Raw genomic sequence first — 10,193 nt, 5'->3', positions numbered from 1 at the left:
GTGGTCACACCCGTTCCCATGCCGAACACGGAAGTTAAGCACTTGAACGCCGAAAGTAGTTGGGGGCTTCCCCCTGTGAGGATAGGACGCTGCCAGGCGATCGTTCCGCAATAGCTCAGTGGTAGAGCAACCGGCTGTTAACCGGTAGGTCGTAGGTTCAAATCCTACTTGCGGAGCCATTAATAACTTCTTCACCACGTTCACTGGAGAGCTGTCCGAGTGGCCGAAGGAGCACGATTGGAAATCGTGTAGGCGTCATAAGCGTCTCAAGGGTTCGAATCCCTTGCTCTCCGCCATAATTATATGTAACGTTTCAATTTTACTACGATGGCCCGTTGGTCAAGCGGTTAAGACACCGCCCTTTCACGGCGGTAACACGGGTTCGATTCCCGTACGGGTCACCATTTTTATCATCGCGGGGTGGAGCAGTCTGGTAGCTCGTTGGGCTCATAACCCAAAGGTCGTCGGTTCAAATCCGGCCCCCGCAATACATACGGTCCTGTGGTGTAGCGGTTAACATGCCTGCCTGTCACGCAGGAGATCGCGGGTTCGAATCCCGTCAGGACCGCCATTGTTAAGGCTTTGTAGCTCAGTCGGTAGAGCAGAGGACTGAAAATCCTCGTGTCGGCGGTTCGATTCCGTCCAAAGCCACCTTTTATAGAAGAATGAAGTTGATTTCCCATTTGTGGGGGGGTAGCGAAGTGGCTAAACGCGGCGGACTGTAAATCCGCTCCCTCGGGTTCGGCGGTTCGAATCCGCCCCCCCCCACCACCATAGGGGCATAGTTTAGCGGTAGAACTACGGTCTCCAAAACCGTCAGCGCGGGTTCGATTCCTGCTGCCCCTGTTTATTATGGCGATTGTGGCGAAGTGGTTAACGCACCGGATTGTGATTCCGGCATTCGTGGGTTCAATTCCCATCAGTCGCCCTCTTATTATTGGGCTGTAGCCAAGTGGTAAGGCACTGGATTTTGATTCCAGCACGCGAAGGTTCGATCCCTTCCAGCCCAGCTTTTTAAGCGGAAGTAGTTCAGTGGTAGAATACGACCTTGCCAAGGTCGGGGTCGCGGGTTCGAATCCCGTCTTCCGCTCCAACGAGTGGCGCCATAGCCAAGTGGTAAGGCAGAGGACTGCAACTCCTCTATCGTCAGTTCGATTCTGACTGGCGCCTCCAATTCTTTTCAATTCAATAGTTTTGCAAGAGATTGTGCCGGTGTGGCGGAACTGGTAGACGCGCACGACTCAAAATCGTGTTCCTTTGGAGTGTCGGTTCGATTCCGACCACCGGTATCTTGCGGGTGTAGTTTAGTGGTAAAACCTCAGCCTTCCAAGCTGATGATGAGGGTTCGATTCCCTTCACCCGCTTTACCTTTTCACAATCTTAGTTTTAACCCATGCGGGTGTAGTTTAGTGGTAAAACCTCAGCCTTCCAAGCTGATGATGAGGGTTCGATTCCCTTCACCCGCTTATTTAAAAGAGCAACGTGTCGTTTTCATCTGACACATTGCTCTTTTTGTTTAGGATAGAACGATGAAAGGAGGGATCTGTCATGCGCGGAGAACAACTTAAAGAAACACTTCAAGCATATGCTTTAGAGATTGGGATCGATGTGTTTCGGGTGACGACGGCCGATCCATTTTTAACGATGAAACAACGATTGATTGATCAGCAGGATAAAAATTATGCATCTGGTTTTGAAGAACCTGATCTCGAAAAACGGACAACTCCGAAACTGTTGCTAGATGACGCGGTATCAATCATCGCGATTGCAGTTGCTTACCCGAGTAAGTTAACGGATGCACCACGTGGGAAAGCCGGGGAACGGCGTGGGATTTTTGGTCGCTCTTCTTGGGGGCTTGATTATCATCAGGCGCTGAATCAACGACTCCAGCTACTAGAGAAAAAAATCGAAGAGTTATCGCCTGGAGCAAAGACACGTTCGATGGTGGATACTGGTGAACTCGTCGATCGCGCCGTCGCAGAACGGGCAGGAATTGGTTTTAGCGGAAAGAATTGTTCGATCATTAGCGAAGAACATGGATCTTATCTTTATCTCGGTGAATTGATTACAGATCTTTACTTACCTCCTGATCAAGCGGTTGAAGAACTCTGCGGAACGTGTAATAAGTGCATCGATGCCTGTCCGACGGATGCATTAGTCGAGCCGGGGGTAATTGATGCGAAACGTTGTATCTCCTTTATTACCCAAACGAAGACGCTGATTCCGGAAGATTTCCGTTACGCATTAGGTAATCGCTTATACGGCTGTGATACATGTCAGCAAGTTTGTCCTTACAATCGAAAAAAACATGCGACGCAACATGCTGAATTGCAGCCGGACCCGGAACAAGTCAAACCACTCTTAATTCCAATCTTGTCGCTCAGCAATCGTGAATTCAAAGCGAAATTCGGTTCGCTTTCAGGAGCATGGCGTGGAAAGAAGCCGATTCAACGAAATGCGATTTGTGCACTCGTCCATTATCAAGACAAGACAGCGCTTGATGCTCTGCGCTTGATGGCAGAAACAGATCCACGTGATGATATGCGGGCTCTCGCGCTCTGGGCGATTGGCCGTATTGCGGGGGGCGATGAAAAAAGTTACGTAGAAGAACGACTAATGAATGATTCCGCACAGGATGTCCAAACGGAAGGTGAGCGTCTTTTGTCGGAGTGGAGGGAACCCGATGCCGTATAAACAAGTGAAGTTCACGTTCGGAGAGTTACTGATTGCCTGGGAGGACGACGTCGTTGTTTATTTAGATTTTGGTCTTGATACTGAGCGCGCTAAACGATATGTTCGAGAAGGACAGCGGTACGAAGCGCCACTTCCACTGCATCTAAAACAAGCTCTCGATGATTATGAAAATCGTCTACCAAATGCGCTAGAACGCATTAGTTGCCGCCTCGACGTGACGGATTTTCAGCGGCGTGTTCTTACGAATCTTCGAAGGATTCCATTCGGAGAAACAGCGAGTTATGGAACATTAGCTAAAATGATGGGTTCCGAAAAAGCAGCGCGAGCCGTCGGTGGGGCATTAAATCGAAACCCGATCGCGCTGATTTATCCTTGTCATCGAATCATCGGGGCATCCGGAAAGTTGACGGGGTTTGCGAGTGGAATCGATCATAAACAAGCGCTACTTGCGCATGAGATAGGAGAGAGAAGATAATGGCAATTCATGTTGTAATGTATCAACCAGAGATTCCTCAAAATACAGGAAATATCTCAAGAACGTGTGCTGCGACACATTCCGTTCTTCATTTAATCCGTCCATTAGGTTTTTCAACGGATGATAAGCAGTTGAAACGAGCCGGACTCGATTATTGGGAGTTTGTTGATGTAAGATATCATGATTCACTCGAAGAATTATGGGAGAAGCACCCGGAAGGGAAGTTTTATTACATCACGAAGTATGGGGAACAGTATCCAAGTCAAATTGATTTATCGAATGTCGAGGAAGACTACTTCTTTGTATTCGGTCGAGAAACAAAAGGCTTACCGCTTGAAGTGATCGACCAAAATACAGATCGTTGTATTCGATTACCGCAGTCAAATTTAGTTCGTTCGCTAAATGTCTCAAATACGGCTGCAATTATCGTGTATGAAGCATTACGGCAGCAAGGGTACGCTGGACTACTTTAAACACAAAAAAGCGCTGACGCATCCTATTCGATGCATCAGCGCCTTTTTATTATTCGTTACCTTCAGGTTTTTTGTTGTAGCCTGCAGTGAAAATCGCTGTCAAGAAAGCGAGACTTACACCAATCATTAAAATAAATGCCATTTTTGCTTCCCCCTTCAGTCTCAATAACCGATATAATCTATTATAGTATACCTGTAAGAGAAATTGTGTGCTACATATGAATTTTCTATGAATGGAGATTGGAAATGCGGACGAATGTCTATCTGTTAAGTTATGCGCCGTTGATTAGCATCCTGTTGTTCAGTACGTCGCTTGCGATTGCGACATCGGAGTTAGCACTCTCATGGTTAAAGGATGTCGGTGTATACAATGAATTGTTACAAATTTTGAGCGCACGTGACACTAAATTATTAGTTTGGCTTGGTTTTTTGATTGTCTATTTTATGATTTTTAGTACGCTCAAACTGATTTCAGACACAATCAATCAGTTAGGGTTTGCCTTCTTCATCAAGGAACAGATTGGGACGACACTCAGTATGCTTCGACCTGGTAGCATTTTATTGCTCGTAGGTGGATGCATCAGCTTTGCTTTCATGACATCGTTCCCACTCGTCTGCCTCGTATTAGCAAGTTCATTCCTAATTTATTTTTTCTTTTATACCTTTCAAATCAGCAAGATGACGACTGCGGCCGGAGCGATTGGCTTGATTGTCTTTTTGTTTCTTGCATGGGGCATCTTACTGGCTGGCTTAGCCTGGGTCGGATTGACTTTGTTCAATTCGTTAGGCGAAGCGATTTTATTCCCGAAATGATCGTCAGCGTAGAATGTTAGCCCACGTCCTTACTTGAAGCGTTGAGTTGGCCTCGGCAGGGAAAGGTCGTGGGATGTCTGCGCCTAACCAAATCCCTCCTATGTGTTGATCTTTGATTCCGACGAACCACATATCTTTATTATCATTCGTCGTCCCTGTTTTTCCACCGATATAAGTGGGGCGTGTATCATAACCAAGACGCCCTGTTCCGTATGTCATGACATTCGTCAATCCTTTACGTAACACCTGGTTTGTCCGACTCGACCAAATGCGATTATTTTGAACAGTATGCCGATACAGCGTCCCTTCGCCTTTTGATAAGGTGATGGTTCGAACCATGGATGCTGGACTATACAAGCCGTCATTAGCAAGCGTTGTGTAGGCATTCGTTAACTCGTAAGGACTAACACCATATTTTAATCCACCTAACGCACTCGTGTAGGCATTGTCTTGCTTCGACCATTGGCTGAATTTAAACGGACGAATCGCTTTTAATCCTTCAGCGAAGGAGACAGAAAACGCACGAAGGGCTGGCGTGTTATAGGAATAGGCAATGGCATCGGCAAGCGTGACTTCACCAAGAATCCGGTTCCCGCTATTTTCAGGACAATAGCCGTCAAAGCAAACAGGACGACCGTCAAGAGGACTACTTAACGTGGCTTTTGTTTTCTCGAGGTATGGTCCGTAGACGAGTAAGGGCTTTAATGTGGATCCCGGTTGACGAAAGGATTGTGTTGCCCGATTGAATTGACCAGGTAAGTCAGTTTTATGGCCGACAAGTGCTGTCACACCATGCGTTCGTCCATCAATTCCAACATAAGCACCTTCGATTTCCTTAGGTAGTGCCACGATGGATTGTTTGGCCCGTGTTTGCTCCGTTGAATCCAAATAAGTCGCAATCGTCGCGCCATGTTGATGCAGATATTGTTGTGCGGCCTCATAATCTAATTTTTTGATGGCGGCCGTTTGACGGATTGCTTCCTTGACACTTGCATCAATATAGTCAGGGAATGGGATGACCGGCTTATTGAAGGACAATGCAATTTCTTTTGTTTTAATCGATTTTGGTATCGTGTCTGTATTTGCTAAAATTTTTAAAATCCGCTGTTGACGTTTTTCTGTATTTTGAGGTGAACGTAACGGATCGTATAGTGTGGGGTTGTTTGGAATCGCCGCTAGATAACTCACTTCTGCCCACGTCAAATCGTTCGCCTTTTTTCCGAGGTACGCCGATGATGCCAGTTCGATTCCATAAATATTATTTGCGAAATAGGCTTGATTGACATATGCCGTTAAGAGTTCTTTTTTGGAGTATTTTTGCTCCAATGAAATGGCGATTAAAAGTTCTTTTATTTTTCTAGTATATGTTTTTTCATTTGAAAGATACGTCATTCGAGCCAATTGTTGTGTAATCGTACTGCCACCTTGCCCTTTTTGGTCAGTCGATTGATTTTCAGTGAATGCGCGAAGAATTCCTGTAATATCATAACCACCATGCTGATAGAAACGTTGATCTTCGATAGCGATGAAGGTTTGTTCGACCTTTTTAGGTAACGCATTTGCTGTTAAATCATCACGGCGAAGTCCATCGTACAACTTTACCTTCTCTTTGCCGTATGTGACAGTGATCGGTTTGTACGACGTCAATGGTTGACGGGTCGTCTGTACATCTGCCCAATGGAAAAGTTTGCGGGACGTCTCGAGTTGGTCGCGAACGGAAAACAACGTCAAAAGTAAACCGATAGTAAGTCCAATTAATAAAAGGTAGCCAGTCGTAATTCTCATGAAAACTCCTCTCAAAAGACATTTCCTTCTTATTATCGGTCTCTTTTAAGCAAAGGAATAGATTTTTTTCTGAATTTCGTATTTTAATAAACCTATTTTGCAGGAATGTTATATTAAAAAGAGAAAAGGTGGGTATATAAGAGTATCTGTATAAAAACTACATCATGGTCTGACTGTAAAGAAAGAGCATAAACTGGAGGGGACGAAATGGCTAAAAAGAATGTTGTGGCAATGCTACTTGCTGGTGGAGAAGGAAAACGTCTAGGAGCACTTACGAAACACACTGCAAAACCAGCAGTTGCGTTCGGAGGGAAATATCGAATCATTGATTTCCCATTATCGAACTGTACGAACTCGGGAATCGATACAGTCGGTGTCTTAACGCAATATGAACCACTAGAATTGAACCGTTATCTCGGAATCGGGAGTGCCTGGGACTTAGACCGTCGAAACGGGGGATTAACGATCTTGCCTCCATATCAAGCCCAAAACGGAAAGAACTGGTATGAAGGAACGGCCAACGCGATTTATCGGAACATGAGTTACATCAATCAATACGATCCAAACTATGTCCTTGTCCTATCTGGAGACCATATCTATAAGATGGATTATGAGAAGATGATTGAAGAGCATCGTCAAGGTGGGGCAGATGTAACGATTTCAGTCCGTGAAGTGCCGTGGGAAGAAGCACCACGTTTTGGAATCTTAAACACAGATGATGATTTACGGATCAATGAGTTTGAAGAAAAACCTGAAAATCCAAAATCGAACTTAGCCTCAATGGGCATATACGTCTTCAACTGGGATATTTTAAAACGTCACCTCATTCAAGACGCCGGGGATGCCGAGTCAAGCTTTGACTTCGGGAAAAACATTATTCCGAATATGTTGTTTGAAAACTTAAATATTCGCGCGTACAAATTTAAAGGATATTGGAAAGATGTTGGGACAATCCAGTCGTTATGGGAAGCGAATATGGATTTACTTGAAGCGGAACCAGAGTTCGACTTGTATGAACCATCGTGGAAAGTACATTCCGTTAACCCGAATCAACAACCACAGTACATCGGAAACAATGCGACGATTGAAACGTCAATCATCAATGAAGGCTGTCACATTGAAGGTGAAATCAACCATTCCGTTCTCTTCTACGGCGTTGATGTCGCGGAAGGTGCACTCGTGAAAGATTCGGTCATTTTCCCGAATGTCAAAATCGGAAAAGATGTCACGATTCATCGTGCGATTTTAGCGGACGGCGTCGTCGTCGAAGACGGCGCAACAATCGGTACACCGGGCGGCGAAGTGTTCGTCATCGAGGCAAATAGTGTCATCAAGAAAAATGAAGTCGTAAAAGAAGCGATTCAATAAGGGGGAACTACCGATGAAAGCAGATCTATTGGGTGTCATTAATTTAAGTGGAGAAGAAGGATTCTTTAAAGAACTGACGGAGCATCGAAATTTAGCCGCGGTTCCGTTCGCCGGACGGTATCGGTTGATTGATTTCACGTTGACGAACATGGTACAAAATGAAATCGCCAACATTGGTGTCTTTACGCTTGAAAAGTACCGAGCGATGATGGACCACCTTGGGTCGGGAAAAGAGTGGGATCTTGACCGTTCGAACGGGGGACTCTATATCTTCCCACCGGCATTATCACAAGATGCCCATGAATTCCGGGGCGATTTATCAAACTTCCATTTACACCGCGACTTCTTCTTGCGTAGTAAAGAAAACTACCTCGTGATTTCGGGTTCGAATGTGTTATCGGCAGTAGATTATCGCGATGTCTTGCGTGAACATAAAGAATCGAATGCTGACATCACAGTCGTCTATACGAAGCGTGACTTGCCATGTAAATATTGCCGTCCGATTCGTTTTGGTGATCAAAATCGAGTGACAGCGATTGGTTCGCGCGGTTTTGAACCGTCTGACGAAACATTCTATATGGAAACAGTCGTCCTATCGAAAAACCTGTTCGTCCGTCTCGTTGACGAAGCAGTCGGTCGTGGCGAATATGATTTGCTTCAAAGCATCATTCGCTCGCAGTTGAACCGTCTGCATGTTCATGGGTACGAGTATCAGGGCACATCACAAGTCATCCACTCACTACGCTCGTATTACCGTGAGAGCATGCTATTGCTCGAGCAGTGGGGAGCAATCAATGATTTCCAACATGTCTACACGAAGATTAAGCATGAACCACCGACACGTTATCTCCCAGGCTCGACGATCAAGAACTCGCTCGTCGCGAATGGATGTAAATTAGAAGGAACAGCGAAAGACAGCATCTTATTCCGGGGTGTGAAAGTCGGGAAACATGCTCGTGTTAAAAATTCAATCATCATGCAAAAATCGGTCATCGAAGAAGGTGCAGTCGTCGAATACGCGATTCTCGATAAAGAAGTCACTGTCAAACGTGGACAAGTGATTCGTGGAACGGCGGAAGAACCGATCGTCATCAAAAAACAAACAATCGTTTAAAGGGGATGTCATCATGAAGGTATGGTTTGCTGCCACAGAAGCGACACCCTTCATCAAGACGGGGGGGCTAGCTGACGTCGTCGGCTCGCTCCCTTTAGCGCTTGCTGAAGAGGGTGCGGAAGTATCCGTTGTCTTACCGAACTATGGTCAAATTAAAGAACAGTTCAAGTCGGAAATGGAATTTTTATTCGATTTCATCGTACCCGTCGGCTGGCGGCAACAGTTTGGTGCCGTCCTACGTCTGAAACAGGATGGTGTCACATTTTATTTCATCGATAATGAATATTACTTTAATCGAGATGGGATTATTTATGGTCATTACGACGATGCGGAGCGTTTCGCATACTTTTCCCGGGCGGTGCTCGAGATGATTCAACACCTTGATCGTGCGGAAGTACCAGATGTCATTCATTGTCATGATTGGCAGACCGGTGTCATTCCAGCTTTCTTACGAATTCATTACCAACACCTTGAGCGTTATCAAGACATCAAGACGGTCTTTACGATTCATAATTTGCAGTACCAAGGTATTTTCCCGGAAGAAGTTCTTGGCGATTTACTTGGCCTCAGTCATGAACACTTTACGATGGATGGACTTGCGCATAACGGTCTCGTCAACTATATGAAAGCGGGACTTGTTCACGCCAATCAAATTACGACGGTCAGCCCATCGTATCGGGATGAAATCATGGACCCGTACTATGGTGAGAGTCTAGAATCCATCTTGCAACACCGGGCAGTCGATGTTCGTGGGATTTTAAACGGAATTGACTACCGTCAATTCAATCCGGAAACAGACGAGCATCTTGTCGAGAATTATGATGTTGAGACGGCTGAAGAAGGAAAAGCAGTAAATAAAGAAGCATTGCAAAAAGAATTGGGTTTACCGGTCAATCCGGATGTTCCACTTTTCGGATTCGTGTCGCGTCTTGTCGACCAAAAAGGAATTGATTTACTTGCGCACATTTTACCTGATTTATTCGAACTCGACGCGCAGTTTATCATTCTCGGGTCAGGTGAGGCGGAATACGAGGGCTTGTTCCACCATGCGACAACAATTCGTCCGGATAAAGTGGCTTCATACATCGGCTTTGACGTCGGACTCGCTCAACGTATTTATGCAGGGAGCGACGCGTTCTTGATGCCGTCACGCTTTGAACCGTGTGGACTCAGTCAATTGATTTCGATGAAGTATGGTTCTTTACCTGTCGTCCGTGAAACAGGTGGTTTGCGAGACACGGTGACACCATTCAATCAATTTACATTAGAGGGAAATGGCTTCTCGTTCTCGAATTATAATGCACATGACTTCCTTGACGCGATCAAGCGAACGATTGATACCTATCAAGATAAACCAGTCTTTAAGCATCTGATTGAGACAGCAATGGAAGAAGATTTTAGCTGGATTCGCTCAGCCGATGAATATTTAGCACTCTATCATCTCATCGCACCATCTGTTGACTGATTGGGA

8 protein-coding genes, 15 tRNA genes and 1 rRNA gene are annotated in these 10,193 nt (G+C 45.5%); 23 read left to right on the top strand and 1 reads right to left on the bottom strand.

What is annotated here, in order from left to right; translation table 11 throughout:
• The 20 genes from rrf to KNP98_RS15370 form a co-directional block, all read left to right on the top strand.
• Positions 1 to 98, top strand: a 5S ribosomal RNA gene (rrf, locus tag KNP98_RS15465); the annotation flags it as partial.
• Between the two features lie 6 nt (positions 99 to 104).
• Positions 105 to 179 (top strand) — tRNA-Asn (locus tag KNP98_RS15460).
• A 26-nt stretch (positions 180 to 205) separates the two neighbouring features.
• Positions 206 to 296: transfer RNA gene (locus tag KNP98_RS15455), tRNA-Ser, on the top strand.
• A gap of 33 nt (positions 297 to 329) precedes the next feature.
• Positions 330 to 404, top strand: a tRNA-Glu gene (locus KNP98_RS15450).
• Positions 405 to 414: 10 nt separating this feature from the next.
• Positions 415 to 488: transfer RNA gene (locus KNP98_RS15445), tRNA-Met, on the top strand.
• Between the two features lie 7 nt (positions 489 to 495).
• Positions 496 to 571 (top strand) — tRNA-Asp (locus KNP98_RS15440).
• Between the two features lie 7 nt (positions 572 to 578).
• Positions 579 to 651: transfer RNA gene (locus tag KNP98_RS15435), tRNA-Phe, on the top strand.
• Between the two features lie 36 nt (positions 652 to 687).
• A tRNA-Tyr gene (locus KNP98_RS15430) sits at positions 688 to 771 on the top strand.
• Positions 772 to 775: 4 nt separating this feature from the next.
• Positions 776 to 846 (top strand) — tRNA-Trp (locus KNP98_RS15425).
• 9 nt (positions 847 to 855) lie between these two features.
• Positions 856 to 928 (top strand) — tRNA-His (locus tag KNP98_RS15420).
• Positions 929 to 938: 10 nt separating this feature from the next.
• Positions 939 to 1,010: transfer RNA gene (locus KNP98_RS15415), tRNA-Gln, on the top strand.
• A gap of 8 nt (positions 1,011 to 1,018) precedes the next feature.
• Positions 1,019 to 1,093: transfer RNA gene (locus KNP98_RS15410), tRNA-Gly, on the top strand.
• 6 nt (positions 1,094 to 1,099) lie between these two features.
• Positions 1,100 to 1,173: transfer RNA gene (locus tag KNP98_RS15405), tRNA-Cys, on the top strand.
• A 35-nt stretch (positions 1,174 to 1,208) separates the two neighbouring features.
• A tRNA-Leu gene (locus KNP98_RS15400) sits at positions 1,209 to 1,289 on the top strand.
• A gap of 4 nt (positions 1,290 to 1,293) precedes the next feature.
• Positions 1,294 to 1,364: transfer RNA gene (locus tag KNP98_RS15395), tRNA-Gly, on the top strand.
• A 31-nt stretch (positions 1,365 to 1,395) separates the two neighbouring features.
• Positions 1,396 to 1,466, top strand: a tRNA-Gly gene (locus tag KNP98_RS15390).
• An 82-nt stretch (positions 1,467 to 1,548) separates the two neighbouring features.
• Positions 1,549 to 2,694, top strand: coding sequence for a tRNA epoxyqueuosine(34) reductase QueG (gene queG, locus KNP98_RS15385; RefSeq protein WP_214767949.1), 1,146 nt, complete (start codon positions 1,549 to 1,551; stop codon positions 2,692 to 2,694).
• Complete coding sequence (locus tag KNP98_RS16210) at positions 2,684 to 3,169, top strand: methylated-DNA--[protein]-cysteine S-methyltransferase (protein ID WP_088836437.1); 486 nt, start codon at positions 2,684 to 2,686, stop codon at positions 3,167 to 3,169. The genes queG and KNP98_RS16210 overlap by 11 nt, the downstream gene beginning before the upstream one ends.
• The gene (gene trmL / locus KNP98_RS15375) at positions 3,169 to 3,642 is read left to right on the top strand and encodes a tRNA (uridine(34)/cytosine(34)/5-carboxymethylaminomethyluridine(34)-2'-O)-methyltransferase TrmL (protein ID WP_214769835.1); all 474 of its coding nucleotides are present in this window, start codon (positions 3,169 to 3,171) and stop codon (positions 3,640 to 3,642) included. The genes KNP98_RS16210 and trmL overlap by 1 nt, the downstream gene beginning before the upstream one ends.
• A gap of 246 nt (positions 3,643 to 3,888) precedes the next feature.
• The gene (locus tag KNP98_RS15370) at positions 3,889 to 4,455 is read left to right on the top strand and encodes a DUF5366 family protein (protein WP_029332790.1); all 567 of its coding nucleotides are present in this window, start codon (positions 3,889 to 3,891) and stop codon (positions 4,453 to 4,455) included.
• Between the two features lie 3 nt (positions 4,456 to 4,458).
• Here KNP98_RS15370 and KNP98_RS15365 read toward each other — a convergent pair whose 3' ends face one another.
• Positions 4,459 to 6,240 carry a transglycosylase domain-containing protein gene (locus KNP98_RS15365; RefSeq protein WP_214802647.1) on the bottom strand — a complete coding sequence of 594 codons (1,782 nt, stop codon included), beginning with the start codon at positions 6,238 to 6,240 and terminating at the stop codon, positions 4,459 to 4,461.
• Positions 6,241 to 6,447: 207 nt separating this feature from the next.
• Here KNP98_RS15365 and KNP98_RS15360 point away from each other — a divergent pair, with 207 nt between their 5' ends.
• The 3 genes from KNP98_RS15360 to glgA are packed head-to-tail and all read left to right on the top strand — an operon-like array spanning position 6,448 to position 10,187.
• A complete protein-coding gene (locus KNP98_RS15360) occupies positions 6,448 to 7,608 on the top strand; it encodes a glucose-1-phosphate adenylyltransferase (protein ID WP_088836440.1) in 1,161 nt (386 codons plus the stop codon).
• Positions 7,609 to 7,621: 13 nt separating this feature from the next.
• The gene (gene glgD / locus KNP98_RS15355) at positions 7,622 to 8,722 is read left to right on the top strand and encodes a glucose-1-phosphate adenylyltransferase subunit GlgD (RefSeq protein ID WP_029332793.1); all 1,101 of its coding nucleotides are present in this window, start codon (positions 7,622 to 7,624) and stop codon (positions 8,720 to 8,722) included.
• Between the two features lie 13 nt (positions 8,723 to 8,735).
• Positions 8,736 to 10,187 (top strand): glycogen synthase GlgA, encoded by a 1,452-nt coding sequence (gene glgA, locus KNP98_RS15350; RefSeq protein ID WP_214807429.1) that lies wholly within the window; start codon positions 8,736 to 8,738, stop codon positions 10,185 to 10,187.
• The last annotated feature ends 6 nt before the right edge of the window (positions 10,188 to 10,193 follow it).

This window comes from Exiguobacterium sp. s127 (assembly GCF_018618695.1).
GTDB lineage: Bacteria > Bacillota > Bacilli > Exiguobacteriales > Exiguobacteriaceae > Exiguobacterium_A > Exiguobacterium_A oxidotolerans.
This window is presented reverse-complemented; position numbering and strand designations above follow the sequence as displayed.